Consider the following 25,432-nt stretch of genomic DNA (forward strand, 5'->3'; position numbering starts at 1 on the left):
GGAGTCGGCCCATGACATGGCTGCGGCTGCAAAGCCTGCGCACGCGTCTTTTCTGCCTGGTTCTGCTCACCTTGGTGCCGGCCATCGTCCTCCATGTCGTCTCGGCCCTGGAAAAGCAGGAAATGGCCCGCCAGGTCGCCGAGAACAATCTCGAAAGCGTGGCCGAACTGACCGCCGCCAACGTCCAGTCCACCCTGTCGGGCGCCGGCGAGGCGCTCCACGGCCTGGCCCGGCTGCCGGAAATCGTCTCCATGTCTCCGCAGCCGGCGGAGCAGACCCTCAAACGGGCCGGAGAAGTCTTTTCCAATTTCGCCTCCATCGCCCTGCTGCGCCTCGACGGATCCGTCGTGGCCTCCACCGCCGATGGCGGCCAAGCCAATTACGCCGACCGCCCCTGGGTCCGCCGTGCCCTGACCACGAACGCCCTGGCCGTCGGCGGCTACCGGATCGGCCGGCGTAGCGGCGAACCCGGCATCGCCATGGCCCACCCGGTCCTGGACGCCGCAGGCCGCATCGTCGGCGTGTGCGTTCTGAACCTGCGTCTGAGCAGCTTCACGGGCATTTTCGCCAAAAGTCGGTTGCCGGAGGGCTCCGAAGCCTGTCTGTTCGACGACGCCGGCATTGTCCTGGCCTCCTGGCCCGGCCCCTCCCCGGCCGTCGGCCATCCCCTGGACGGGGCCGACGCCCTGCGTGCCCGGCACGACGCCGATCCGGACACGGCCTGGACCGCCCCCGGGACGGACGGTTCCCCGTTTTACTATGTGACCGCCGACGTGGCGGCCGACGCGACCACCCGTTTCCACATCCTGGTCGGCTTGCCCGCCCGCGCGGTCCTCGGTCCGCTGGAGGCGGTCATGGGCCGGGACATGGTCGGCCTCGGACTGGCGCTGGCCCTGGCCCTGGTGGCCGCCCACCTCTTCGCCGGATCCTTTCTGCTCGGGCCAATCCAACGGCTGGTGCAGATGGCCGCGGCCATGGCCGGCGGCGACCTGGCCCGGCGCTCGGGCTTGGCCGACGGGCAGGGCGAACTGGCGGAACTCGGCCGGGCCCTGGACGCCATGGCCGACCGGCTTGGCGAACGCGTCCGCTTCACCCAGGACATCATCGACGCCATTCCGGCCCGCATCGTCTTCAAGGGACTCGACGGCCGCTACCTGGGCTGCAACCGGGCCTATGCCCGCGATATCCACCCCCAGGCCGAAATCCTCGGCAAGACCTGCCGCGAAACCGAGTCCCCGGCCCAGGCCGAACGGATCGAGATCTCCGATGCCGAGCTTCTCCGGAATCCGGAACAGACCATGGAAATGGAAATCGAGTCCGCCTTCAGGGACGGCTCCCTCCATGACATGATGGTGCTCAAATCCGTTTTCAAGGACGCCTCGGGCAGACCGGCCGGCATCGTCAACGTGGCCCTGGACATCACCGACCGCAAGCGTTCGGAAAAGGCGCTTTTGGCCTCGGAAACCAAGTACCGGGCCCTGCTCGCCTCCATCCGGGACGGATTCGTGGTGGTGGACGACAACGGCCGCATCATGGAGTCCAATCCGGCCTTCCGGGAAATGGTGGGCTACAGCCGCGACGAGCTCGGCCGGCTGACCTACAAGGACCTGACACCCGAGTCCTGGCACGAGACCGAGGAAACGATCCTGCGCACCGCCGTCGACACCTGCGGCTTCTCCGACGTTTTCGAGAAGGAATACCGGCGCCGGGACGGCTCGGTTGTTCCCGTGGCCCTGCGCCTGCACCGCTACCCGAGCCGGGCCGGGGAGAACTACCGCTATTTCGCCATTGTCCGGGACATCACCGACGTCAAGGCCATCGAAGCCGACCTGCGCCAGGCCAAGGAGACGGCCGAAACCGCCAACCGGGCCAAGAGCGACTTCCTGGCCAAGATGAGCCACGACATCCGCACGCCCCTGCATGCGGTCATCGGCATGACCGAACTGACGCTCGGCACCCTCCTTTCGGCCCAGCAGCGCGATGCCCTGGAAACCGTGCGCGAGTCCGCGGCAAGCCTGCTCGCCCTCATAAACGACATTCTCGACATCTCCCGGATCGAGGCCCGAAAACTCGACGTGGCCCGGGAAGACTTCGACCTGCGCCGCACCCTGGCCGCGACCGTCCGGGCCATGCGCCCCCAGGCCGCGCAAAAGGCACTCTTCCTCGGCCTGGCCATCGCCCCGGCCGTGCCGCGCTTTGTCACCGGCGACGAGGTTCGGGTGCGTCAGATCCTCACCAACCTGATCGGCAACGCCCTCAAATTCACCGACCAGGGCGGCGTGACCGTGTCCGTAGCCCCCATGGCCGGGCCGGACGCCCCAGGCGACCCGCTTTTTCTCGAATTCACCGTGGCCGACACCGGCGTCGGCATCCCCTCGGACAAGCTCGCCTCCATCTTCGAGATGTTCACCCAGGCCAACGCCTCGGTCGGGAAGCACTACGGCGGCACGGGACTTGGCCTGGCCATCTGCCGGGAGCTGGCCCGGCTCATGGGCGGCGGCATCCGGACCGAGAGCACGCCCGGCCGGGGCAGCACCTTCCGCGTCGTCCTACCCCTGCCCCAGGGCCAGCCCTTGCCCCCGGCGGAACCCGTCCCCCAGGCGTCCCCCGCCGGAGCGGCGGCCCCGGTCGGACAGGCGGCGCTTCGCATCCTGCTGGCCGAGGACAATCCGGTCAACATCAAGGTGGCCACCTCCTACCTGTCCCGGCGCGGCCACGGCTACACCCTGGCCGAAAACGGCCAGGTGGCCCTCGCCCGCCTGGCCGAGCGCCCCTTCGACGTGGTCCTCATGGACCTGGAGATGCCGGAACTCGACGGCCTGGAGACCACCAGGCGGCTTCGCGCCGGGTTGGCCGGCCCGGCCAACCGCGACATCCCCGTCATCGCCATGACCGCCCATGCCCTCAGTGGCGCCAGGGAGCGCTGCCTGTCCGCCGGCATGACCGACTATCTGCCGAAACCCCTGAACTTCCAGCTGCTCGACGCCATGCTGCAACGCATCGCGGCCGGGCTGTCCCCGGCCGCGCCCCAGGCCGCGGCATCGGCCCAGCCGGTCCTGGCCCTGGACACCGAGCGCGCGCTCCTGCGCCTTGGCGGCGACGCCGAACTGCTGCGGGAGCTGCAGTCCGACTTCCTGCGCCAGTATCCGCGCCAGCTGCGCCTGATCACCCTTTGCAGCGCCAACGAGAACTGGGACGAGGCGGCCCTGGCCGCCCATTCGCTCAAAAACATCGCCGGCGCGGTGGGCGCCGAATCCTCGCGCCGGCTGGCCGGCCGTCTGGAGGCGCACCTGCGCCAGGCCGATGCCGACGCCGCCGAAGAGGTCTTGGCCTCGCTTAAGGACGCCCTGCTCCTGGCCGGCGAGACCATCCGGACGCGGCCGGCGCAAAGGGCCGCCGCCCCGGCCTCGGGCCCGGACAAGACGGGCTGAGGCTCCGGCGCCGGCCGTGTCGTCCGGACCTCAAACCGTTGACGAACGCCGGGAAGAGGGCGATTTGAGGAGAGATGGCGCGGCGGGAGGGATGCGCGTGCCGGCTTCCGATGCCGGCCGCCCGGCGGCGCGCCGGCCCGGGCCGGATGCGCGTTGCGGTCAATTTGCGGTCCGGTCTTCACCTTTTCTTCATAATCGCGTGGTAATCATCCGCCGAAGCTTGGCACCGCCCCCCGCAGTGCCGGGACCAAGGAGGCATCGTGACGAACAAGGTTTTCAAATACGAAGGGTTGCAGGAGCCGGCCGCCATCGCCGAATATCTCGAAGCCGTCCGGGACGGCTTTGCCAACGGCGCGGTCACCCTGACCCAGGGCGAGCAGGTGCTGGAGCTTTTGCCCAAGGGCCTGGTGGCGGTGACCGTCGAAGGCAAGCTCAAGGGCGAGGACAGGAAGCTCAAGCTGACCTTTCGCTGGAAGGAGCGGGACAAGGAATGCGCCATCCTCGACGCCCCTCTCCTCATCACGGCCCGGGAACCAAGCGATGCATGAGATCGAGACCAATTTCCAGTTCCTGCTGGTCGAGGTGGAACGGCAGATGGACGGGACCCTGGCCGTTATCGAGAAGCACGACGAGAAGGCCATCGTCAGGATCGAGGCCCGGGACGACTACATCGACAACCTGAAAAGCGTCATCGAGAACGCCTGCTTCGCCACCCTGCACGGCGAGGACCGGCCAAACCCCCAGGACGTGGCCCGGATACGGGCCATGAACATCATCGGCAACAACCTGGAGCGGGTAGGGGACCATGCCGTCAACGTGGTGCGTCAGACCCGCCACTACGACGATCCCGAATGCATCAAGCAGTACGCCTACCTGCCCTTTTTCGCGGAGATCAAGCAGGCGCTGGCCCTCGCGCCCAAAGCCGTGCTCCAGCGGGACATGACCGCGGCCCTTAAAATCTGCCGCAGCGAGCTGACCCTCGACCGTCTCTACAAGGAGCAGTTCGACCGGATCCGCGACGAGCTGCGGACCGGCTACCGGACCGGCGACCTGCTCACCACGCTTTTCATCTTCCGCTACCTGGAGCGGATCGGGGACGCGCTCTTAAATATCGGCGAGGCCGCCATCTTCGGCATCACCGGCGACAAGTTCAAGATCCACCAGTTCACGGCCTTAAAAGACATCCTGACCGAAAGCGGCCATGAGATCCCCCTGTCGGCCCTGGAATTCGAATCCATCTGGGGCACCCGTTCGGGCTGCCGCATCGGACGGATCGCGGACCGGACCGAGGGCGGCGACTGCCACGTGGACGTCATCTTCAAGGACGGCGACACGGACAAGCTGCGCAAGGAGGCGGCCAACATCGAACGGTGGGAGGCCCTCCTGCCGGGACTGCCGCCCCGGGTCGAGGCCTTTCGCGAAGGCCGGAAATCGAGCTCTATGCTGGTCGAGCTCCTGCCCGGCCAGACCGTCCAGGACCTGGCCGTGGCCGGCGAACTGGCGCTTTTGCGCCGGGCCCTGGCCGCCCAGTGCCGGGTGGCCGGCGCACTGTGGGAAAAGACCCTGGTCCGGACCCCGGTCCCGGCCGACGCCATCCGCCAGTTGCGGGCCAGGCTCGACGAGGTACTGACCGTCCATCCCCAGTTCCGCACCGGCCGGCGAGCCATCGGCGCCTGTCCGCTCCCCTCCCTCGACGCGGCCATCGACGCGGCCGCAGCCGTGGAAAAAACCCTCTCCGCCCCGTTTTCCGTCCTCATCCACGGCGACTACAACAGCAACAACATCCTCTACGATCCGGCCACGGACCGCATCCACTATATCGACCTGCACCGCTCGGCCCAGGCCGACCTGGCCCAGGACGTCTCGGTCTTCATGGTCTCGAACTTCCGCCTGCCGGTCTTCGATCCCCCAAGGCGGCACATCCTCAACTCCGTGATCGTGGAATTTTTCGGATTCGCCCGGTCCTTTGCCGCCGCAAACGGCGACGCGGCCTTCGAGATGCGCCTGGCCCTCGGCCTGGCCCGGTCGTTTGTCACCTCGACCCGGTTCGAACTGAGCGAACGGTTTTCCAAACTGATGCTCGCCCGCGGCATATTCCTGCTGTCCCGGGTGGCCGGCCACGCCGGCGATCCGGCCGGCTTCCGGCTGCCCCTGGCCGCTGTCTGCTACTGAGCGCAATGCCCCATATGGAGAAACAAATGCCAAAAATCGGCGTGGTGGGCATCCCCAAGGGATGGTCCACCCTGCGGCTTCTGGACGCCCTGGAAGAGAGAACCGGCTATCGCCTGTGCATCGACATGGCCGAGGTCCGGCTCGACCTGGACACGGGCAAGGCCTTTTGCCGGGGCACGGACCTGACTTCCCTGGATGCGGTCATCGTCAAGAAGATCGCCCCCTCCTACTCGCCGGACGCCCTGGATCGCATGGAGATCCTCCGGTTCCTGCACCAGGGCGGGGTGCCTGTCTTCTCGAACCCGGACAGCATGTTCCGATTGATCGACCGGCTCTCGGGCACGGCGGTCCTGCGCCTTGGCGGCATTCCCATGCCGCCGACGGTGGTGACCGAAGACATCGAGGAAGCGGCCGAGACCGTGGCCCGGTTCGGCCGGGCCGTGTTCAAGCCGCTTTACAGCTCCAAGGCCCGGGGCATGACCGTCATCGAGGACACGGCCGAGGCCCGGGAGGAGATCGCGGACTACAAGGCCGCCGGCAACCAGGTCATGTACATCCAGAAACTGGTGTCCCATGCCGGCGGGCACAAGGACCTCGGCGTGTCCTTTCTCGGCGGCAAGTACCTGGCCACCTACGCCCGGCAGGGCAGCGGCACCTCCTGGGACACCACCACCCGCACGGGCGGGCGCTACGTGCCCCACACCCCGTCGGACGCGATCATCGAGCTGGCCCGCAAGGCCCAGGGCCTTTTCCCGGGCATGGCCTTTACCTGCGTGGACGTGGTCGAAACCCCGGACGGGGCGGCCATCTACGAAGTGTCGGCCTTTGGCGGCTTTCGCGGCCTGCTCGACGCCTGCGGCCTGGACGCGGCCGGGGCCTACGCCGACTACGTGCTGGAGAACATACGATGACGACCACCCTGCCGACGCTTGCCCACCTCCTGGCTCCCATCCTCGCGTCCACTCCGGCCCCCCACCGGCTGGAGGTGACCTTCGACGACGTGACCGTGGCCGTCTCGTCCAACTCCCAGGCGCTGATCGACACGCTCGCCCACTACTTCCGGGACTTCGCGGGCGGTGGCGGCGCGACCGTGGTGCCGGTCGTGGCCATCGAGGCCGCACCTCCGGAGCTGGACCTGCCCTTTGCCGTCCAGGAACGCGAGGGCGGCAAGAGCCTCAAGGAGGCCTACGCCGAACTGCCGGACGGCCGGGTGGTGCGAAAGCTCAAGACCGGGCTCGTCTTCGCCTTCGGGCACGGGGAGAACTACGCGGTCGGGCCCTGCCTCCAAAATGACAATCAAGTCGTCAATTTCATCAACAACCGCTTCATCGAACTGCGCCTCAAGCGCGGGGCCCTGCTCTTTCACGCCGCCGGCATCGCCGAGGCCGGCCAGGGGCTGGTCCTTTCCGGCTTCTCCGGGGCCGGCAAATCCACCCTGGCCCTCGAAATCATGCGCCACGGCACGGATTTCGTCAGCAACGACCGGATCATGGTGGCCCGGGGCGACAGCGGCCGGCTGACCATGACCGGGGTGGCCAAGATGCCCCGGGTCAATCCCGGCACCGTGCTCAACAACCCGAACCTGGCCTCGGTCATGGGGGAAGCGGACCGCAAGCGGTTTTCCGCCCTGCCCCAGGCCGCGCTGTGGGACCTGGAGCACAAATACGACGCCTTCATCGACGACTGCTTCGGGCCCGGCCGGTTCACGCTTTCGTGCGCCATGGCCGGGCTGGTGGTCCTTCGCTGGAAACGCGACGCCTCGCCCATGACCGCGTCCCGGGTCGATCTGCGCCGCCGCCGCGACCTCATGGCCGCCTTCATGAAGGACGTGGGCCTTTTCTACGAATTCGAGGATCCGTCGGAAGCCTCCCTGGCCAGCCAGGACAGCTACCTCGACCTCCTCGGCGACCTGCCGGTGCTCGAAATCGACGGCGGCGTGGACTTCCACCAGGCGGCCATGGCCTGCCTGGACTTCCTGCGGGACATTCGCCGCTAGGGCCGTCCACGCCGGCGGCCGCCTTCGTTCCCACGCCCCGAACAGCCAGGAGGGCCCCCAAGTCCCCCGAGCACGGCCGATTCGAGCCTCGGGACCGCAAAGGCCGGAGTGGCCGCCAAAACGAAAAGGCCCGGCGCATGACCGGGCCTTTTTCGCAGCAAAATCTCTTTGCCGGCGCTGCAGTGCCAGATACTCATAGCCAGGCTCAAGCGGGAAGGGGTGCAGGCCATGCCCGAGTCCATCGACCAGTTGAGGCTGCTGGAGGGGATTGGCCAAATACGGGCTGCGCACTGGGATCGACGGCCGCTTTGACCGGCTGGCTCTGCGCAAGGTTCGCGAAAAAATACAGCATTCCTCACGCCAAAAGCCGCTTCGCGAGAAAAAGACCTCCCTGGCGCTCCCTGCAAAGCCGCGGCATGGGACGCCGCACCTCCCGCCCTCTCCCCCTCCTTTGCCCGTAAATGAAAATTTATGCGGCTCCCCTGCAGCTATACATCGCCTAAACATCCCATGGGCTATACGGTTGCCATCGATGGCCACTTCAAGGAGTTTTTCGATGGACATCCTTTTCGTCGTCCTCACCCTGGTCCTGGTTCTCGGCCTTTACGGCCTGATCGAACTTCTCGAACGGTTGCAAAGGAGCTGACAATGGACATTGCCGTCCTGGTCATCGCGGCCGCGTTGTTCGCCTACCTGCTGGCAGCCTTGTGCAAACCGGAGTGGTTTGAATGAACCAGATCAGTATGCTGCAATTATTATTTTTTATCGCTCTTCTCCTCGTCCTGTCCTGGCCTTTGGGGTTGTATGCCGCCCGGGTGTACCAGGGGCGGCCGTGCGGCCTGGACAGTGTCCTCGGCCCGATCGAGCGGCTGCTGTACCGGCTTGGCGGCGTTAACGCCGCCCGGGAGATGGACTGGAAAACCTATGCCCTGGCCGTGACGGGGATCAATGCTCTCGGCATCTTCGCGGTCTATGGCCTGGAGCGGCTCCAGGGAGTCTTGCCGCTCAATCCCCTCCACCTCCCGGGCGTGGACCCGTTCGTGGCCCTGAACACGGCCATAAGTTTCGCCACCAACACCAACTGGCAGGCCTACGGCGGTGAGACGACCATGAGCATCCTCACCCAGATGCTGGCCCTGGCCGTCCAGAACTTCCTTTCCGCCGCCACCGGCATGGCCGTCGCCGTAGCCTTGATCCGGGGGCTGGCGCGCCGGGAGACGGCGAATCTGGGCAATTTCTGGTATGACCTCACCCGCTCCGTGCTCTACGTGCTGCTGCCGCTTTCCCTGGTGCTGGCCCTGGTCCTCATCTGGCAGGGCGTCCCCCAGACGTTCGAGGGACAGGTCGATGCCGCCTGGCTCGATCCCGCGCCCCGCGTTGCGCCTCCCACGGAACAGGCGCCCTCCCAGGCCGACCAGCCGCCCGCCCGCCAGACCATCATCCTTGGCCCCGTGGCCTCCCAGGTGGCCATCAAGCAACTCGGCACCAACGGCGGCGGCTATTTCAACGTCAATTCCGCCCACCCCTTCGAGAACCCGACGCCCCTGACCAATCTCCTGGAAATGCTGGCCATCCTCCTCATTCCGGCGGCCTTTTGCCATACCTTCGGGGCCATGATCGGCGACAGGCGGCAGGGATTGGCCGTGCTCGCGGCCATGACCCTTCTTTTCGCCGGATTCGCCGTGCTGACGCTCCAGGCCGAATCCGTTCCCAATCCGGCCCTGGCCGGCATCGGCATCCCGGCCACGCCCAGCCTCGAGGGCAAGGAGGTGCGCTTTGGCGCGGCCGGTTCCGCCCTGTGGGCCGCCGCCACCACCGCCGCCTCCAACGGCTCGGTCAACGCCATGCACGACAGCTTCTCGCCGCTTGGCGGCATGTGGCCCATGCTTTTGATGCAGCTTGGCGAGGTGGTCTTCGGGGGCGTCGGGTCCGGCCTGTATGGAATGCTGGTCTTCGCCGTGGTCACGGTCTTCGTGGCCGGGCTCATGGTCGGGCGCACGCCGGAATACTGCGGCAAGAAGATCGAACCCTTCGAGACCAAGATGGCCGCCCTGGTCATCCTGATCCCGCCCTTCCTGTGCCTGGCCGGCACGGCCCTCGCCTCCGTGGCCGGACCGCCGGACGCCGTGTCCAATCCCGGCCCCCACGGCTTTTCCCAGATGCTCTACGCCTTCTCGTCCATGGGCAACAACAACGGCAGCGCCTTTGCCGGCCTGACCGCGTCCTCGCCTTTCTGGACGCTTGCCGGGGCGGTGGCCATGTTCGTGTCCCGCTACTGGCTGATTCTACCCGTACTGGCCCTGGCCGGCTCCCTGGCCGGGAAAAAGCGTCTCGCCCAGGGGCCCGGCACCCTGCCGACCCACGGGCCGATTTTCGTCACGCTGCTTATGGTCGTGGTGCTGGTGGTCGGGGCCCTCACCTTCGTGCCCGCCCTGGCCCTTGGCCCCGTGGCCGAACATCTGGCGCTTTTGCGAATCGAATAACGAGGTTGTCGCCATGTCCAAGAATACCAAACGTCCGCTGTTCGATCCCGCCATCGTCCGCCAGGCCGGCATCGATTGCCTGCGCAAGCTCGCTCCGGCCCGGCAAGCCAGGAATCCCGTCATGTTCACCGTGTATGTCGGCAGCCTCCTGACCACGCTGCTGGCCGTCCAGTCGGCCCTGGGCCACGGGGAGGCTCCCTTCGGTTTCGTGGCCGGCGTTGCAGCCTGGCTCTGGGCCACGGTGCTTTTCGCCAACTTCGCCGAAGCCATGGCCGAGGGGCGGGGCAAGGCGCAAGCCGCCGCCCTTCGCGGCCTGCGCCGGGACGTGGCCGCCAGGAAACTGGCCGCGCCGCGCCGGGACGCCGTCTGGAACGAGGTCCCGGCCAGCAGCCTGGGACGGGGCGATCTGGTCCTGGTGGAAGCCGGGGACACCATTCCTTCCGACGGCGAGATCGTGGAGGGCATCGCCTCGGTGGACGAGTCCGCCATCACGGGCGAGAGCGCCCCGGTCATCCGCGAGGGCGGCGGCGATCGCAGCGCCGTCACCGGCGGCACGCGGCTGCTCTCGGACTGGCTGGTGGTCCGGGTGGCGGCCGATGCCGGCGAAACGTTTCTCGACCGCATGATTTCGCTGGTGGAAGGGGCCAAACGCCGCAAGACGCCGAACGAAATCGCCCTCAATATCCTGCTCGCCTCCCTGACCCTGATCTTTCTCGTGGTCTGCGTGACACTTCGGCCCATGTCGGCCTATGCCGTGGCCGCCTCCGGCCAGGGCCAGGCCGTGACCATCACCGCCCTGGCCGCGCTTTTCGTCTGCCTGGCCCCGACCACCATCGGCGGCCTCCTTTCGGCCATCGGCATCGCCGGCATGGACCGGCTGATCCAGGCCGGCGTCATCGCCACTTCGGGCCGGGCCGTGGAAGCCGCCGGCGATGTGGACGTGCTGCTCCTCGACAAAACCGGCACCATCACCCTTGGCAACCGGCAGGCCGCCGCCTTTTTGCCGGCCAGGGGCGTAAGCGAGCGGCAGCTGGCCGAGGTGGCCCAGCTTGCGTCCCTGGCCGACGAGACGCCCGAGGGCCGTTCCATCGTGGTCCTGGCCAAGGAGCGCTTCGGCATCCGTGGCCACGACCTGGGGGCGCTTGGCGCCGACTTTGTGCCGTTTACGGCCCAGACACGGCTGTCCGGCGTGGACCTGCCGGGACGGGCCATCCGCAAGGGCGCGGCCGATGCCGTCAAGGCCCTGGCCGAGGCCGCGGGCCACCGGCTGTCCGAGGAGATCGAGGGCGCCATCCACGAGGTGGCCAAATCCGGCGGCACGCCGCTGGTGGTGGCCGAAAACGGCCGGCCGCTCGGCGTGGTCTGGCTCAAGGACATCGTCAAGGGCGGCATCCGCGAGCGGTTTGCCGAGCTTCGGGCCATGGGCATCAAGACCATCATGGTCACGGGCGACAATCCGCTGACCGCCGCCGCCATCGCCGCCGAAGCCGGCGTGGACGACTTCCTGGCCGAGGCCACGCCCGAGGCCAAGCTCTCCCGCATCCGCCAGTACCAGGCCGAGGGGAAGATGGTGGCCATGACCGGCGACGGCACCAACGACGCCCCGGCCCTGGCCCAGGCCGACGTCGGCGTGGCCATGAATTCCGGGACCCAGGCGGCCAAGGAGGCCGGGAACATGGTGGACCTCGACTCCAACCCCACCAAGCTCCTGGAAGTGGTGGCCATCGGCAAGCAATTGCTGATGACGCGCGGGTCGCTTACCACCTTTTCCATCGCCAACGACATCGCCAAATACTTCGCCATCATCCCGGCCGTGTTCGTCGGCATCTACCCCCAACTGGCCGTGCTCGACGTCATGGGACTGGCCACGCCCAAATCGGCCGTGCTCTCGGCCGTGGTTTTCAATGCCCTCATCATCGTCTTTCTGATCCCCCTGGCCCTCAAGGGGGTCAAATACGTGCCGGTTCCGGCCGCGACGGCCCTGCGGCGCAATCTTCTCCTCTACGGGCTGGGGGGACTTGCCGTGCCCTTTGTCGGCATCAAATGCATCGACCTCGTTATCGCCGCCCTGGGCTGGGCCTAAAGGAGCCTTGTATGTTCACCAAGATTTACGAACAGTTGAAGCCCTCCTGCCTGATGTTCCTGTGGCTAAGCGTCCTGACCGGACTGGGCTATCCCCTGGTCGTGACCGTCCTCGGAACGGGGCTTTATCCCGCCCAGGCCCGGGGTTCCCTCCTGCGCCAAGACGGCGTCGTCCTGGGATCGGCCTGCATCGGCCAACCCTTTTCCTCGGACCGGTACTTTTGGGGACGGCCTTCGGCCACGGCTCCATTTCCAGGCAACGCGGCCAGCTCCTCCGGCTCCAACCTCGCACCCTCCAATCCGGCCCTGCGCGAGGCGGTCAGGGACCGGGCCGCCGCCCTCGGCAAGGACAATCCCGGCGGGGAGGTCCCCATGGATCTGGTCACGACCTCGGCCAGCGGCCTCGATCCCCACATCAGCCCCCAAGCCGCCGCCTGGCAGGTCGACCGGGTCGCCAAGGCCCGGGGACTGTCCCGCCAAGTGGTGGCCGATCTCGTCGCCCGTCACGCCGAGGGCCGTCTCTGGGGTTTTTGGGGAGAACCGCGCATAAACGTCCTGGGCCTGAACCTGGCCCTGGATGGCCTGGCCGGCTCGAAGTAGGGTGGCGGCATGCGCAACGAGGACAAACGCCCCGACCCGGATGCCCTGCTGGACATGGTGCAGCGCGAAGAGGAACGCGAGCGCCGTGGGCAGTTGCGCATCTTTCTCGGCATGGCCCCTGGCGTCGGCAAGACCTACGCCATGCTGGAAGCCGCACGCCTCAAGATGGCCGAAGGCATCGAACCGCTGGTCGGCGTCGTGGAGACCCATGGCCGCCAGGACACCGAGGCCCTTTTGTACGGCATGGCCGTGTTGCCCAAACGGCCTGTCGCGTACCGGGGGCATGTCCTTTCCGAGTTCGACCTGAATGCCGTCCTGGCCAGGCGTCCCGCCCTGGTCCTGGTCGACGAACTGGCCCACACCAACGCCCCCGGCTCCCGTCACCCCAAGCGGTGGCAGGATGTGGAAGAGCTGCTTGCGCATGGCCAAAACGTCTGGACGACGCTCAACGTCCAGCATCTGGAAAGCCTAAACGACATCGTGGCGCAAATCACCGGCGTGCGCGTGCGCGAGACCGTGCCGGACGCCGTCTTGGCCAAGGCCCAGTCCGTCATCCTGGTGGACCTGCCGCCCGAGGACCTGCGCCAGCGCCTGAAGGAAGGCAAGGTCTACCTGCCCCGGCAAGCCGAATGGGCCGGGGAGAACTTCTTCCGCCCGGGAAACCTGAACGCGCTTCGGGAACTGGCCCTGCGCCAGACCGCCAACCGGGTCAACACCGAGGTGCTCGTCTACCGCAAGGGCCATGCCATCGAAACCACCTGGCCCACGGCCGAACGCATCCTGGTCTGCGTCGGGCCCTCGCCCTCCTCGGCGACCCTGGTGCGGGCCGCCAAGCGCATGGCCGACAGCCTGCACGCCTCCTGGCACGCCCTGTTCATCCAGCAGCGGCCGGAAGGAAACCCGACCGCAAGAGCCCTGGCCAATCTGCATCTGGCCCAGGAACTGGGCGCCGAGACCCATGTCCTGACCGGGGCGGACGTGGCCAGGCTCATCGTCGGCTTCGCCAGACAGCACAACGTGACCCGGATCGTCATCGGCAAACCCTTGCGCCGCACCATGCTCGACATGTTCCGGGGCAGCCCGGTCGATCGGCTGGTACGCGAAAGCGGGGAAATCGATATCCACGTCATCAAAGGGCAGGACTCTCGGCGTCCTGCCTCGCGCAATCCCGGCGTCGTCCGAAAGCCCCGAGGCAAAGACCTGCTCGCGGCGCTTGGCATCGTGGGCGCGTGCACCGGGGCCTGCTTCGGCATGTACCCCTATTTCGAACTGGCCAACCTCATCATGGTCTATCTGGTCGGCGTCATGGCCGCCTCGGTCTGGCTGTCCCGGCCTGCCTCGCTCCTGACCTCGTTTGCCAGCGTCCTGGCCTTCGATTTCTGCTTCGTGCCGCCGCGGTTCAGCTTTTCGGTGACGGATATGGCCTATCTGGTCACGTTCGCCGTGATGTTCCTGGCGGCCCTGGTCGTGAGCAGCATGGCTTCCCGCATCAAGGCCCAGGCGGACAGCGCCGTCCAGTTGGAACGGCAGGCTTCGGAGTTGAGCGATTTCTCCCGGAGTCTGGCCACCACGCGCGGGGCCGGCAACCTCCTGCGGGTGGCCCGGGAACATATCGCCCGGGTCTTTGGCTGCACGGCTTTCACCCTGCTGCCGAACCCGGAAGGCAAGCTCGCCAACGCCTTTGTCTCCGAAACCGAGGAAACGCTTTCCGACAAGGATGTCGGCGTGGCCCAGTGGGTTTTCGACAACGGCAGGCCCGCCGGCCTCTCCACCCAGACCCTGGCCGAATCCGATGCCCTTTATCTGCCCCTGCCGGGGACAGAGGCGATTCTCGGCGTCATGGGTCTGCGCCCCGACGACCTGGCGACGGGCGAGGCCCTGGAACTCCCGGATCAACGCCGCCTGCTCGAGGCCGTGGTGCACCAGACGGCCCTGGCCCTGGATGTGGACCGCCTGGAAGAGAAGGCCAAGGCCACGCTGGTGGAGGCGGAACGGGAAAAACTGCGGGCCGCGCTCCTTTCCACCGTCACCCACGATTTCAAGACGCCGCTGGCCGCCATCGCCGGTTCCGCCGAAAGCCTCCTGGCCCTTGGCGAGGCCACGACAGCGACCGTCCGCCGTTCCCTGGAGGAAAATATCGTCGCCGAGGCTTCCCGCCTGGAACGGCTGGTGGACAATCTGCTGCGCATCGCCGCCCTGGAGTCCGGTTCCGTGGCGCCCGACATCAAGCCCATCCCCATCGAGGAAGTGGTGGGGAGCGCGCTGACCCGCCTGGAGGGACTGCTCGTCGGGCACGAGGTTCGCCTCGACATCCCGGATGACCTGCCGCCGATTCCCATGGACGAAGTCCTCATGGAACAGGTACTCATCAACCTGCTGGAAAACGCGGCCAAGCACACGCCGCCGGGGACGGAGATACGCGTTGGCGCAGCCGTGCGCGGCCGTCAGGCCCTTGTCACGGTCAGCGACACCGGTCCCGGCCTGCCCCCGGGCGACCCGGAAAAACTTTTCGAGCGCTTCCAGCGGGGCGACCGGGCGAGCGCCGCCGGCTATGGCCTGGGCCTGGCCATCTGCCGCGCCGTGGTCAAGGCGCACGGGGGCACGATCACGGCGGATCAGACCGGCGGGCAGACCGGAGCCGCATTCACCATCACCCTCCCTCTCCATGAGCACGAGCAAGAAAACCATCCTCATCGTTGACGACGAACCGCCCATCCGTCGTTTTCTGTCCCCCTTCCTGGAAGCCGAGGGGTACGCGGTCATCGAGGCCGGCTCGGGGCATGAGGCGCTTTCCCTGATCGCCTCCCACGGGCCGGACGTCATCCTTCTCGATCTGGGGCTGCCGGACATGGACGGCGAGGAGCTCTTGCGCACGCTGCCCGTGTGGCTTCGCGCCAAGGTCATCGTCCTGTCCGTCCGGTCGCGGGAGCGGGACAAGGTGACGGCTCTGGACCTCGGCGCTTCCGATTATCTCACCAAGCCCTTCAGCCTGGGCGAGCTGGCCGCGAGAATCCGGGTTTGCCTGCGGCGGGGAGGGAGCGACGGGGAGTCGCCGCCTTCCCGTTATACGTTCGGGGAACTGAGCCTCGACCTGGAGGCCCATGTGGCAAGCCTCAAGGGAGAGGACCTCCATCTGACTCCGACGGAGTTCAAGCTTCTGGCCTATCTGGCCCGCCATGCCGGCAAGGTGGTCACCCACAGCCAGCTGCTGCGGGAAGTCTGGGGGAAACAGAGCCAAGGGCAGGAACATTACGTCCGCATCCACATCCATAAGCTGCGGCAGAAAATTGAATCGGACCCGGCCCGCCCCCGCTATTTGCACACGGAAACAGGCATCGGGTATCGGCTCGTGGACTGACAACGCCCAGGCTTTTCACCGCTCGTTTCGAACGCGATTGCAAATAAAAAGGCCCGGCGACAAACCGGGCCTTTTCAAAAGGAAATTCGTGGGGTGACTGATGGGACTCGAACCCACGGCAACCAGGGCCACAACCTGGGACTCTACCAACTGAGCTACAGTCACCACTGGCGAACGAACGTCTTAGCCCCGGCATCCCCCCGCGTCAACAACTTTTTTGATTCCCTTGCCCATCAGGACGGCCCGGGCTATGGTCCGCCCCGCAAGCCCTTCTCCGGTTCTTGCCATTTCCACGCAAATCAGACAAGGATTCTACCATGGATACTCTCCTCATCCGGGGCGGTAAACCCCTTCGTGGCACCGTCCGCATCAGCGGCTCCAAAAACGCCGCCCTGCCCATTCTGCTCGCCGCCCCGCTTCTGACCAGGCAGGCGGTCATCGAGAACGTCCCCAGACTCCGCGACATCCATACCACGCTCAAACTTCTCGATATCCTCGGCTGCCCCTCGACCTTCACGGACAACACCGTCACCCTGGAGCCGAGCAAAAGCCTGAGTGCCGAGGCCCCCTACGACCTGGTGCGCACCATGCGGGCCTCTGTCCTGGTCCTGGGGCCGCTTTTGGCCCGCACCGGCCAGGCCCGGGTGGCCCTGCCCGGCGGCTGCGCCATCGGGGCCCGGCCCGTGGATCTGCACCTGACGGCCCTGGAAAAGATGGGCGCGACCTTCAACCTGGAGGCCGGCTACATCGAGGGCCGTTGCGACGGCCTTACCGGCGCGCACATCACCTTCGACTTTCCGACCGTCGGCGGCACGGAAAACCTCATTATGGCCGCGAGCCTGGCGAGTGGCGTCACGGTTCTCGAAAACGCGGCCCGCGAGCCCGAGGTGGCCGACCTGGCCGATTTCCTGAACGCCATGGGGGCCAGGATCACGGGCCACGGCACCTCGGTCATCACCATCGAGGGCGTGCCGCACCTCGGCGGCGGCAGCTACTCCGTTATGCCCGACCGGATCGAGGCGGCCACCTACATGATGGCCGCGGCCATCACCGACGGCGAACTGCGGCTCGAATGCTGCCCGTACATGGAACTCGACGCCGTGGTCTCGAAGCTGCGGGAAATGGGCGTCCATTTCGAGGCCACCAACGCCGGGGTGCTGGTGCGCCGGGGCGAGCAGCTCATCGGCGTGGACGTGGCCACCCAGCCCTATCCCGGCTTTCCCACCGACGTGCAGGCCCAGATCATGGCCCTTATGTGCGTGGCCATGGGCGCGGGGTCGATCCGCGAAACCATTTTCGAAAACCGCTTCATGCATGTCCAGGAGCTGGTGCGCCTGGGCGCGCAGATCCGCATCTCCGCGCAAAACGCGTTTATTCGAGGCGTCAAGGGGCTCACCGGCGCGCCGGTGATGGCCTCGGACCTGCGGGCCAGCGCTTCGCTGGTCCTGGCGGGTCTGGCGGCCCGGGGGGAGACGCTCATCCAGCGCGTCTACCACCTGGACCGGGGCTACGAGGCCGTGGAAGTCAAACTGCGTAACGTCGGGGCGGACATCGCACGCCTCGCCTGAGCAAGGAGGCCACCATGTCTGTGTCACGCGTCCTTGGCCGGCTCGTCCTTACCGCCGTCCTCGTCTGTCCGGCCGTGCCGGCCGGCGCGGTCGGGCTTTTCACCTGCGTGAACGCGGCCGGACAGCAGGTCTGCGTCGTGGACACCGGGACCCTGACCGATTTTTCGCCCTCCCAGCTGTGCAACGCCTCGTGCCCGCCCTGCGCCGGCCGGTGCGACGGGGCAAGGTATTATCCGCCCCAGGGCGGCCAGTGGGAACAGACCTGGCAGGGCGCGCCCGGCATCGGCGACAACAACATCCTGGTCCCTGGCGCGAGTCCCCAGGAGGACGCCCGGAGCATCGTGCGGGAAGGCCTGGCCACCCAGGTCCCGCCGCCGGCCGGCACCCCGTACCCGCAGCCCGGGACGACGTACCAACAGCCAGGCACACCGTACCCACAGCCGGGAACCACGTACCAGCAGCCCGGGTCCGCATATCCGCAACCCGGGACCACATACCAGCAACCGGGCACAGCCTACCCCCAGCCCGGCACGCCCTACCAGCAACCCGGGACCTACCAGCAGCAGCCCGGCACGGGCTACTGATCCCCCTGGGCGGACAGTAAAAGGCCGGGTCCTCGTCACCGAGGTCCCGGCCTTTCTTCTCGATCATCGATCATTCAGCGCCTCCGCCGCCAGGCCGAAAATGCCCGCCGGCGACTCGCCTCCCTCCCGGGAATCCAAAGGGGGCAATCCTTTTTGGCCGCCGGAGGCATTTTCCCTACCCCCCTAACAGGTGCAGGCGGGCTTGGGCATGGATTCCTCGGTAAAGGGCGACATGCGGCGCAGGGTCTCGATGATGCCCGGCAGCTTGTCGAGGACCAGGTCGATCTCGGCGTCCGTCGTATACCGCGAGAGGCTGAACCGGATCGAGCCGTGGGCAAAGGTGAAGGGCACGCCCATGGCCCGCAGCACATGGGACGGCTCGAGGCTCCCCGAGGTGCAGGCCGAGCCCGAACTGGCGCAGATGCCGTACTGGTCGAGCATGAGGAGGATGGCCTCCCCTTCCACGAACTTGAAGGCGATGCTCGAAGTGTTGGGCAGCCGGTGGCCGATGTCGCCGTTGATCTGGCTGTGGGGGATACTGGCCAGAAGTCCCGATTCCAGTCGGTCGCGCAGGGCCTTGACCGTGGAATTCTCGCTGGCCATGTTCGCCTTGGCCAGCTTCATGGCCGTGGCCAGGCCGATGATGCCGGCGGTATTTTCCGTGCCGGCCCGACGGCCCCGCTCCTGGTGGCCGCCGATCAGAAACGGCCGAAACGGCGTGCCTCGGCGCACGTAGAGGACGCCAACGCCCTTGGGGGCATGGAGTTTGTGGCCGGAAAGGACCAGCATGTCGACCGGAAGCTTTTCCAGATCGATGTCCACCTTGCCGACGGCCTGGACCGCGTCGGTGTGGAAAAGGACGCCGCGGGCCTTGCACAGGGCCGCGATCTCCGGGATGGGGAAGATCGTGCCGGTCTCGTTGTTGGCGTACATGACGGAGACAAGCGCCGTGTCCTTGCGGATGGCGCCTTTGAGCTCCTCGATGTCGAGCCGGCCGGACTCGTCCACCCCGAGCAGGGTGACTTCGTAGCCCTTCTCCTCCAGATGCTTGGCCAGGCTGAGGACCGCCGGGTGTTCCACCCGGGTGGTGATCAGGTGGCGCTTTTCCGGCTGGGCGGCCAGGGCGCTCAAAATGGCCGTGTTGTCGCCCTCGGAGCCGCAGGAAGTGAATATCAGTTCGTCGGCCCGGCAGCCGAGCACCTCGGCGATGTCGGTCCGGGCCTGTTTGAGCCGGATGCCGACCTGGCCGCCAAAGGTGTGCATGCTCGACGGATTGCCGTAAAGCTCCCCGAAAAAGGGCAGCATCTCTTCCAGGACTTCCGGAGCCACCATGGTGGTGGCGTTGTTGTCGAGATAGACCGGCTTCATCGGCCCGCCTCCTTGACCACGATCTCCGGCTCCACCAGTTCCCGCAGTCTGTTTTGGACGAATTCGGTCAGGGTCAGGTTGCTCTTGGGGCAGCCCTTGCAGGCCCCGCGCAGGGAGACGACGACCGTGTGGCCGTCGATGTCCACCAGTTCGATGTCGCCACCGTCCTTTTTGAGGTTGGGCCGGATCTCCTCCTCCATGACCTTGGTGACGAGCTTCATGCGCTCCAGGTTAGTGAGATTTTTCCCGGCCTGGGCCTCGGTAGCGGCGGCGGCCGGCGCGGCCTGGCCCAGTTCCTCGTCGAGGATGGCTTGCAGGCGTTCCTGGCAATCGCCGCAGCCGCCGCCGGCCTTGGTGAAGTCCGTGATCTCCTCGACGCTCGTGAGCTTGTTTTCCCGGATGGCCCGGCGGATCTGGCCGTCGTAGACGCCAAAGCACTTGCACACCAGTTCGCCTTCGGGCTCGGCCTGGGGGACCTTCTCGCCCAGGTAATTGGCCAGGGCCGCTTCCAGGGCCTCCTGGCCCATGACCGAGCAGTGCATCTTCTCCTTGGGCAGCCCGCCCAGGAATTCCGCGATATCCTTGTTGGTGAGCGCCTTGGCTTCCGCGATGGTCTTGCCCTTGAGGAGTTCGGTCAGGACCGAACTCGAGGCAATGGCCGAGGCACAGCCGAAGGTCTGGAAGGTCGCGTCCTCGATGACGCCGGCGTCGTTGATTTTGAGAAACAATTTGAGCGCATCGCCGCAGGCAAGCGACCCCACCTCGCCCACCGCATTGGCGCCCTCGAGGCTCCCCACGTTGCGGGGATGTAAAAAATGGTCCCTGACCTTATCGGTGTATTCCCACATGGTCTCCTCCGTATACCAAGGCTTGGCGCCCTTTCGCGCCCATCCAGTGTATGCCCCAACGCGGGCCGGGGAAAGGGGCGGCGGCCCTCTTTTTCATTCGAGCAACCCTCGGTTTCATACCATAATGAGAGGATTTCCCAAGTCAATCGCCTCCTTTACCCCAACCGGGCTCTGGGCTATGGATCGGCCAGGGAAATCCGTACGGTTTTCCCTGGCCAGGCGCCACTGCCGACGTCCGGGGCACGTGGGAAAAAAAGCGATGCGGCGGTCCGGTTTCCGTCGCGGAGAAACGCGATGTGGGAAAAAATCGGGCTCATCGCCCTGGCCGGCTCGGCCGGCACCCTGGCCCGCTACTGGCTCTCGGGGTTGGTCTACGACGTGTTCGGCCGGGATTTCCCCTGGGGCACGGCCGTGGTCAACATCCTCGGCTGTTTTCTCTTCGGCCTGGTCTTCGAGCTTGGCGAGGATCGGATGCTTTTGCGCACCGAGGCCCGGGCCGTGATCCTGACGGGATTCATGGGCGCCTTCACCACGTTTTCCACCTTCATTTTCGAAAGCGCCGGGTTTCTGGAAGACGGCCGCTATCTGCCGGCCCTGGCCAATGTGGCCTTCCAGACCGTCCTCGGCTTTGCCGCCCTTTTCGCCGGGCTCATGCTCGGCCGGATGCTGTAGCCGGACCCACGTCCGGCCCGGCGGCACCCAGCACCGACAAAACCGCCCCCGCCACAGGGGGCCGGAGGGAGTCCCCCTCCGCGGGAGCGTCCGGAACGGGCACCACCCTTCCGGCTCCCGGCTCCAGGGAGAACGCCATGGCGGAATTTACCGAGGTCGAGGTCCTGCGCGTCTATTGCGGTGAATCCGACCGCACCGACGGCCGGCCCGTCTACGAGGTCGTGGTCGAAGCGGCCAGGCGGCACGGCGCGGCCGGGGCCACGGTCCTTCGCGGGGTGCTCGGGTTCGGGGCCGGGAGCCTGCTCCACACGGCCAAGATTCTGCGCCTGTCCGAAGACCTGCCCATGATGGTCGAGATCGTGGACCGGCCCGAACGCGTCGAGGCCCTGCTCCCCCGCATCCAGGCCGTGACCAACGGCGGGCTCATCACCCGCCAACGCCTGTCCGCCCATTTCCACTGTCCGGTCCGGGTGCGCGACGTCATGGCCGTGGACGTGGCCTCGGTGTCCCCGACCGATCCTTTGCCCAAGGTCGTGGACCTGCTGCTCGCCCGGGGAGTCAAAGCCGTGCCGGTCATCGGCGAAAACGGCAAGGTGGCCGGCGTGGTCACGGGCGGGGATCTGCTCGCGCGCGGCGGCATGGACACCCGGCTTTCCCTGCAAAACATCCTGCCCGACGATGTCCGGGCCGGCGAACGGGCCCGGATGGCGGGCCTGACGGCCCGGGACGTCATGACTTCGCCGGCCGTGACCATCGGCGAGCGGGCCGGGCTTCGCGAGGCGGCCCAGGTCATGTCGCGAAAGGGGCTCAAGCGGCTGCCCGTGGTGGACGAGGCCGGGGAACTGATCGGCATCGTCAGCCGGGCCGACATCCTGCGCTCGGCTTCGGACTTGGCCCCGGCGGCCGAGGCCCTGCCCCGTTTCACGGCCGGGCTTTTCCAGCAGGCCCGGGACGTCATGTTCACCGACGTGCCGACGGCCGCCCCGGACACGCCCCTGCCGGAGGTGGTGGCCAGGCTCGTGGCCTCGCCGCTTAGGCGGGTGGTGGTCATCGACGCGGACCGGAAGGTGCGCGGCATCGTCCTTGACGGCGATCTCCTCGGCCGGTGCGGCCCGGAGCGCAAGCCCGGGCTTTTAAAGGCCCTGTTCTCGTTTGGCCGCGAGGAAGCGGCCTGCCCCATGGGCCGGGCTTCCGAGGTCATGCAGGCAAACGTCTACACCGTCTCCGAGGACACGCCGCTCATGGACGTCCTGCAACGGATGCTGACCACCCGGGCCAAGCGGCTGGTGGTGGTGGACGACGAGGGGAAGCTTCTGGGCATGGTGGACCGGGAGTCGCTGCTGCGGGTCATCGCCGGCGGCTAGTGTGGCCTTTTCCCTTTGCCATGGCGGCCGTTTCGGGGTAAGCCCCGGCACGCCGGGCCGTGGCCTGGCCCTGGCGGCGACGCCCCGGGCACAGCCCCCCTACAACACCACACAAGGAGCAACCCCATGGAACGCACCCTTTCCATCATCAAACCCGACGCCGTTTCCCGCAACCTGGCCGGAGCCATCCTCAAAATGATCCAGGACGCCGGCCTCAAGGTCGTGGCCATGAAGATGATCCAGCTTTCCAAGGCCGAGGCCGAGGGCTTTTACGCCGTGCACAAGGAACGTCCGTTTTTCGGCAGCCTCGTGGACTTCATGATCTCCGGCCCGGTGGTCGTCTCCATCCTGGAAGGCGACGACGCCATCGCCCGCTACCGCAAGCTCATGGGCGCGACCAACCCGGCCAATGCCGAGGAAGGCACCATCCGCAAGATCCACGCCCTGGACATCGAGAAGAACTCCGTCCACGGCTCCGACGCCCCGGAAACCGCCGCCTTCGAGACCTCCTACTTCTTCAGCAAACTGGAAATGGTGGGTTAGGGCCATGGCCGCGGTCATCGGATTTCTCGGCGCGGGGAACATGGGCACGGCCATCATCAAGGGCCTGGCCGGCGTTACCGGCGTGTCGGCCGTGGCCTACGATGTGGACGCGGCCAAGGTCGAGGCCCTGGCCGGGGACGGTCTGGCCACACGGGCCGAAACGCCCGAACTTCTGGGCAGACAGAGCGATTACGTCATTCTTTGCGTCAAGCCGCAGTACCTCGAGGCGGCCATGGACGCCCTGGCCCCGCACCTGCGGCCGGAGACGGTGGTCCTGTCCATCGTTGCCGGCGTGACCATGACCCGGCTGCGGGCCCTTGCCGGCGAGAACAATCCGGTGGTCCGGGTCATGCCCAACACCCCGGCCCTGGTCGGGGCGGGCCAGTTCGCCCTGTGCCTGGACGACCCGGCCCTGCCGGCGGAGAAAAAGGCCTTTGTCCGGGAACTCTTCGCCCGCCTCGGCCGGACCTACGTCCTGGAGGAAAAGCACTTCGACGCCTTCACGGGCCTGGCCGGTTCGGGCCCGGCCTACGTGCTCTACTTCATGGAGGCCCTGATCGAATCCGGCGTCCTCATGGGCTTTCCCCGGGAGGCGGCCACGGACATCGTTTCGGGGCTGATCGAGGGCACGGCCAAGCTGGCGGCCCAGTCCGGCATCCATCCGAGCATCCTTCGCGAGATGGTGACCTCGCCGGCCGGCACCACCATCGAAGCCCTCATGCACCTGGACCGGCAGGCCGTGCGGGCCTCGGTCATCGACGCCGTGGCCGCCTCGCGGGACCGTTCCAAGGCGCTTGGCGCGTAAGGACCTTTTCCTGGCCCAATGCGGTCGTAGCCTGCTGGCGCAACAATGGCGTACGCGTCCTTTCGTCCGTTCCCGAGCCCAGCCGGCCGTTCCCCGGATCGGTCCGGACTCGGCCATCAAAAAAGTCCCTGCCTGAAAACCTCAGGCAGGGACTTTTCTTGCCGGCGCGGCACTAGGCCGGTTTGACCACATTGGTGGCCTTGGGCCCCCGTTCGCCGTCGATAATTTCGAAATTGACGATTTCCCCTTCGCGCAAGGTGCGGAAGCCCTCGCCCTCGATGGACGAATAATGGACAAAAACGTCATCCTGGCCCTCGCGCATGATGAAACCGTAGCCCTTCTTGTCGCTGAACCATTTGACCGTGCCTTCAAAGCCCATACGTCTGCCCTCCTGAAAAAATCGTACTTTATCAGGTAGCATTTCGACCTTGAATGCGTCAACGAAAAATCATATTCGCATCGCCGGACTGACCATTGCCTGGCCGGGCCGGCCGTGCAACAACCGCCACGGCCGCAACCGTCACAACGGCCACAGGAAAGGCGCCAGATTGCATACCGCCATCATTATTATGGCAACCATAATCCCTGCAACAAGGACCAGCCTGTCAAGCGCCGCGAACCGTTTTGCATTCCAGGGCCGGCCGACGGGACCCAGGGCCGGCTTGTCCACCAGTACGCCACCGTAGACCGTGGGACCGCCCATGCCGGCGTTGCAAAGCCAGGCGGCGGCGGCCATGGGCCAGCCGGCATTGGGGCTGGCGCTTTTCCGGGCGTCCCGGGCCATGGCCCCAAAGGTGCCGCCTGCCTCCATCCGGAGCAGCCGGGCGGCCAGCCACAGGCCAAGGGCCGTCAGCCGGGCCGGCACAAAGGCCAGGACGTCGTCGGCCCGGGCCCCGAACCAGCCGAGCCGGCCGTGGCGGGGGGTGCGGTAGCCCCACATGGAGTCGGCGGTGCTGACGGCCTTGTACGCCCATAGGCCGGCCGGCCCGCCAACGGCCAACCAGAAGAGCGGAGCCACGAAGGCGTCGTTGGCGTTCTCGGCCACGGACTCGGCCACAGCCCGCCACAGACCGGCGGCGTTCTCGGCCGCGACATCGCGGCTGACCAGCCCGGCCACGACCGGCCTGGCCGCTGCGACGTCCCCGGCTTCGAGCAGCCGGGCCGCCCGCCGGCCCTCGCGCAACAGCCCGCCCAGGGCCAGGCCGGCGTAGGCGAAATAGAGCCCCACAAGCCCGCCCACGGCCGGCAGACGGGTGGCCAGCCAAACGACGCCGACACTCGTGGAGGCCACGGCCACGACGCAGGCCGCGCCGAACGGCCGGGTGCGCCGGCCCAGGCGATCGGCCAGGACGTCCAGGCCGGCATAGGCCGCGCCCTGCCACCGCACCGGATGGGGCAGCCACAGCGGATCGCCGAAGACCAGATCCAAGAGCACGGCCAGAATCAGAAGCACGGTGGTGTCCATGCGGTTCCCGGAATGGATGCAGGGTTTGGTCGCGAAGTGGCGGCCGGAGACGCCGGCTGTCCGGGGACGGAGAAGGCAACCCGACTGTCCGGC

At 67.0% G+C, this 25,432-nt stretch carries 20 protein-coding genes and 1 tRNA gene; 16 read left to right on the forward strand and 5 right to left on the reverse strand.

Features of this window, described 5'->3' with window-relative positions; all coding sequences use genetic code 11:
- Nucleotides 1-11 precede the first annotated feature (11 nt).
- From DFW101_RS05515 to DFW101_RS05560, 10 genes are all read left to right on the forward strand, one after another.
- On the forward strand, nt 12-3,431 hold the full coding sequence (locus DFW101_RS05515; protein ID WP_009180529.1) for a PAS domain S-box protein: 3,420 nt from the start codon (nt 12-14) through the stop codon (nt 3,429-3,431).
- Nucleotides 3,432-3,691: 260 nt separating this feature from the next.
- Nucleotides 3,692-3,979, forward strand: a complete 288-nt coding sequence (locus tag DFW101_RS05520) for an amphi-Trp domain-containing protein (RefSeq protein ID WP_009180530.1) — start codon at nt 3,692-3,694, stop codon at nt 3,977-3,979.
- Nucleotides 3,972-5,603: a phosphate signaling complex PhoU family protein gene (locus tag DFW101_RS05525; protein ID WP_009180531.1), complete on the forward strand. Its 1,632-nt coding sequence runs from the start codon at nt 3,972-3,974 to the stop codon at nt 5,601-5,603. The genes DFW101_RS05520 and DFW101_RS05525 overlap by 8 nt, the downstream gene beginning before the upstream one ends.
- A 26-nt stretch (nt 5,604-5,629) precedes the next feature.
- On the forward strand, nt 5,630-6,514 hold the full coding sequence (locus DFW101_RS05530; protein ID WP_009180532.1) for a GAK system ATP-grasp enzyme: 885 nt from the start codon (nt 5,630-5,632) through the stop codon (nt 6,512-6,514).
- On the forward strand, nt 6,511-7,599 hold the full coding sequence (locus tag DFW101_RS05535) for an HprK-related kinase B (RefSeq protein ID WP_009180533.1): 1,089 nt from the start codon (nt 6,511-6,513) through the stop codon (nt 7,597-7,599). Before DFW101_RS05530 ends, DFW101_RS05535 begins: the two co-directional genes overlap by 4 nt.
- A gap of 728 nt (nt 7,600-8,327) precedes the next feature.
- Nucleotides 8,328-10,082, forward strand: a complete 1,755-nt coding sequence (gene kdpA / locus DFW101_RS05540; protein ID WP_009180534.1) for a potassium-transporting ATPase subunit KdpA — start codon at nt 8,328-8,330, stop codon at nt 10,080-10,082.
- A gap of 13 nt (nt 10,083-10,095) precedes the next feature.
- On the forward strand, nt 10,096-12,165 hold the full coding sequence (gene kdpB / locus DFW101_RS05545) for a potassium-transporting ATPase subunit KdpB (protein ID WP_009180535.1): 2,070 nt from the start codon (nt 10,096-10,098) through the stop codon (nt 12,163-12,165).
- Nucleotides 12,166-12,176: 11 nt separating this feature from the next.
- Complete coding sequence (gene kdpC / locus DFW101_RS05550; protein WP_009180536.1) at nt 12,177-12,764, forward strand: potassium-transporting ATPase subunit KdpC; 588 nt, start codon at nt 12,177-12,179, stop codon at nt 12,762-12,764.
- A gap of 9 nt (nt 12,765-12,773) precedes the next feature.
- On the forward strand, nt 12,774-15,464 hold the full coding sequence (locus DFW101_RS05555) for a sensor histidine kinase (protein ID WP_009180537.1): 2,691 nt from the start codon (nt 12,774-12,776) through the stop codon (nt 15,462-15,464).
- Nucleotides 15,430-16,122, forward strand: coding sequence for a response regulator (locus tag DFW101_RS05560; protein ID WP_009180538.1), 693 nt, complete (start codon nt 15,430-15,432; stop codon nt 16,120-16,122). Before DFW101_RS05555 ends, DFW101_RS05560 begins: the two co-directional genes overlap by 35 nt.
- Before the next feature lie 89 nt (nt 16,123-16,211).
- On the opposite strand, the gene DFW101_RS05565 is transcribed toward DFW101_RS05560, so the two are convergent.
- Nucleotides 16,212-16,287, reverse strand: a tRNA-His gene (locus tag DFW101_RS05565).
- 152 nt (nt 16,288-16,439) lie between these two features.
- Here DFW101_RS05565 and murA point away from each other — a divergent pair.
- Both murA and DFW101_RS05575 read left to right on the forward strand, forming a co-directional pair.
- Complete coding sequence (gene murA, locus DFW101_RS05570) at nt 16,440-17,690, forward strand: UDP-N-acetylglucosamine 1-carboxyvinyltransferase (RefSeq protein WP_009180539.1); 1,251 nt, start codon at nt 16,440-16,442, stop codon at nt 17,688-17,690.
- Nucleotides 17,691-17,704: 14 nt separating this feature from the next.
- Nucleotides 17,705-18,274 (forward strand): hypothetical protein, encoded by a 570-nt coding sequence (locus DFW101_RS05575; protein WP_009180540.1) that lies wholly within the window; start codon nt 17,705-17,707, stop codon nt 18,272-18,274.
- A 183-nt stretch (nt 18,275-18,457) separates the two neighbouring features.
- Here the strand turns inward: DFW101_RS05575 and nifS are convergent, their stop codons facing one another.
- Together nifS and nifU are read right to left on the reverse strand one after the other, a co-directional pair.
- Nucleotides 18,458-19,642: a cysteine desulfurase NifS gene (gene nifS, locus DFW101_RS05580; RefSeq protein WP_009180541.1), complete on the reverse strand. Its 1,185-nt coding sequence runs from the start codon at nt 19,640-19,642 to the stop codon at nt 18,458-18,460.
- A complete protein-coding gene (gene nifU, locus DFW101_RS05585) occupies nt 19,639-20,490 on the reverse strand; it encodes a Fe-S cluster assembly protein NifU (RefSeq protein ID WP_009180542.1) in 852 nt (283 codons plus the stop codon). The genes nifS and nifU overlap by 4 nt, the downstream gene beginning before the upstream one ends.
- A 294-nt stretch (nt 20,491-20,784) precedes the next feature.
- On the opposite strand from nifU, the gene crcB reads away from it, so the two are divergent.
- The 4 genes from crcB (at nt 20,785) to proC (ending at nt 23,874) form a co-directional block, all read left to right on the forward strand.
- Complete coding sequence (gene crcB, locus DFW101_RS05590; protein WP_009180543.1) at nt 20,785-21,162, forward strand: fluoride efflux transporter CrcB; 378 nt, start codon at nt 20,785-20,787, stop codon at nt 21,160-21,162.
- Nucleotides 21,163-21,299: 137 nt separating this feature from the next.
- The gene (locus DFW101_RS05595; protein ID WP_009180544.1) at nt 21,300-22,526 is read left to right on the forward strand and encodes a DUF190 domain-containing protein; all 1,227 of its coding nucleotides are present in this window, start codon (nt 21,300-21,302) and stop codon (nt 22,524-22,526) included.
- Nucleotides 22,527-22,652: 126 nt separating this feature from the next.
- Nucleotides 22,653-23,069 carry a nucleoside-diphosphate kinase gene (ndk, locus tag DFW101_RS05600; protein ID WP_009180545.1) on the forward strand — a complete coding sequence of 139 codons (417 nt, stop codon included), beginning with the start codon at nt 22,653-22,655 and terminating at the stop codon, nt 23,067-23,069.
- A 4-nt stretch (nt 23,070-23,073) separates the two neighbouring features.
- Entirely contained in the window at nt 23,074-23,874 is an 801-nt protein-coding gene (gene proC, locus DFW101_RS05605) for a pyrroline-5-carboxylate reductase (RefSeq protein ID WP_009180546.1), read from the forward strand.
- A gap of 172 nt (nt 23,875-24,046) precedes the next feature.
- Here proC and DFW101_RS05610 read toward each other — a convergent pair whose 3' ends face one another.
- Nucleotides 24,047-24,253: a cold shock domain-containing protein gene (locus DFW101_RS05610; RefSeq protein ID WP_009107794.1), complete on the reverse strand. Its 207-nt coding sequence runs from the start codon at nt 24,251-24,253 to the stop codon at nt 24,047-24,049.
- A 141-nt stretch (nt 24,254-24,394) separates the two neighbouring features.
- On the reverse strand, nt 24,395-25,339 hold the full coding sequence (gene cbiB / locus DFW101_RS05615) for an adenosylcobinamide-phosphate synthase CbiB (protein WP_009180547.1): 945 nt from the start codon (nt 25,337-25,339) through the stop codon (nt 24,395-24,397).
- Between the last annotated feature and the right edge of the window lie 93 nt (nt 25,340-25,432).

This window comes from Solidesulfovibrio carbinoliphilus subsp. oakridgensis (genome assembly GCF_000177215.2).
Taxonomy (GTDB): Bacteria; Desulfobacterota; Desulfovibrionia; order Desulfovibrionales; family Desulfovibrionaceae; genus Solidesulfovibrio; species Solidesulfovibrio carbinoliphilus.

What these genes read in the sequence shown, in the direction of transcription:
- proC (WP_009180546.1), top strand. Translation starts at nt 23,074, where the DNA reads ATGGCCGCGGTCATCGGATTTCTCGGCGCGGGGAACATGGGCACGGCC.
- crcB (WP_009180543.1), top strand. Translation starts at nt 20,785, where the DNA reads ATGTGGGAAAAAATCGGGCTCATCGCCCTGGCCGGCTCGGCCGGCACC.
- DFW101_RS05535 (WP_009180533.1), top strand. Translation starts at nt 6,511, where the DNA reads ATGACGACCACCCTGCCGACGCTTGCCCACCTCCTGGCTCCCATCCTC.
- kdpA (WP_009180534.1), top strand. Translation starts at nt 8,328, where the DNA reads ATGAACCAGATCAGTATGCTGCAATTATTATTTTTTATCGCTCTTCTC.
- cbiB (WP_009180547.1), bottom strand. Translation starts at nt 25,339, where the DNA reads ATGGACACCACCGTGCTTCTGATTCTGGCCGTGCTCTTGGATCTGGTC.
- DFW101_RS05560 (WP_009180538.1), top strand. Translation starts at nt 15,430, where the DNA reads ATGAGCACGAGCAAGAAAACCATCCTCATCGTTGACGACGAACCGCCC.
- DFW101_RS05515 (WP_009180529.1), top strand. Translation starts at nt 12, where the DNA reads ATGACATGGCTGCGGCTGCAAAGCCTGCGCACGCGTCTTTTCTGCCTG.
- kdpC (WP_009180536.1), top strand. Translation starts at nt 12,177, where the DNA reads ATGTTCACCAAGATTTACGAACAGTTGAAGCCCTCCTGCCTGATGTTC.
- ndk (WP_009180545.1), top strand. Translation starts at nt 22,653, where the DNA reads ATGGAACGCACCCTTTCCATCATCAAACCCGACGCCGTTTCCCGCAAC.
- nifS (WP_009180541.1), bottom strand. Translation starts at nt 19,642, where the DNA reads ATGAAGCCGGTCTATCTCGACAACAACGCCACCACCATGGTGGCTCCG.
- DFW101_RS05525 (WP_009180531.1), top strand. Translation starts at nt 3,972, where the DNA reads ATGCATGAGATCGAGACCAATTTCCAGTTCCTGCTGGTCGAGGTGGAA.
- kdpB (WP_009180535.1), top strand. Translation starts at nt 10,096, where the DNA reads ATGTCCAAGAATACCAAACGTCCGCTGTTCGATCCCGCCATCGTCCGC.
- nifU (WP_009180542.1), bottom strand. Translation starts at nt 20,490, where the DNA reads ATGTGGGAATACACCGATAAGGTCAGGGACCATTTTTTACATCCCCGC.
- murA (WP_009180539.1), top strand. Translation starts at nt 16,440, where the DNA reads ATGGATACTCTCCTCATCCGGGGCGGTAAACCCCTTCGTGGCACCGTC.
- DFW101_RS05610 (WP_009107794.1), bottom strand. Translation starts at nt 24,253, where the DNA reads ATGGGCTTTGAAGGCACGGTCAAATGGTTCAGCGACAAGAAGGGCTAC.
- DFW101_RS05575 (WP_009180540.1), top strand. Translation starts at nt 17,705, where the DNA reads ATGTCTGTGTCACGCGTCCTTGGCCGGCTCGTCCTTACCGCCGTCCTC.
- DFW101_RS05530 (WP_009180532.1), top strand. Translation starts at nt 5,630, where the DNA reads ATGCCAAAAATCGGCGTGGTGGGCATCCCCAAGGGATGGTCCACCCTG.
- DFW101_RS05595 (WP_009180544.1), top strand. Translation starts at nt 21,300, where the DNA reads ATGGCGGAATTTACCGAGGTCGAGGTCCTGCGCGTCTATTGCGGTGAA.
- DFW101_RS05555 (WP_009180537.1), top strand. Translation starts at nt 12,774, where the DNA reads ATGCGCAACGAGGACAAACGCCCCGACCCGGATGCCCTGCTGGACATG.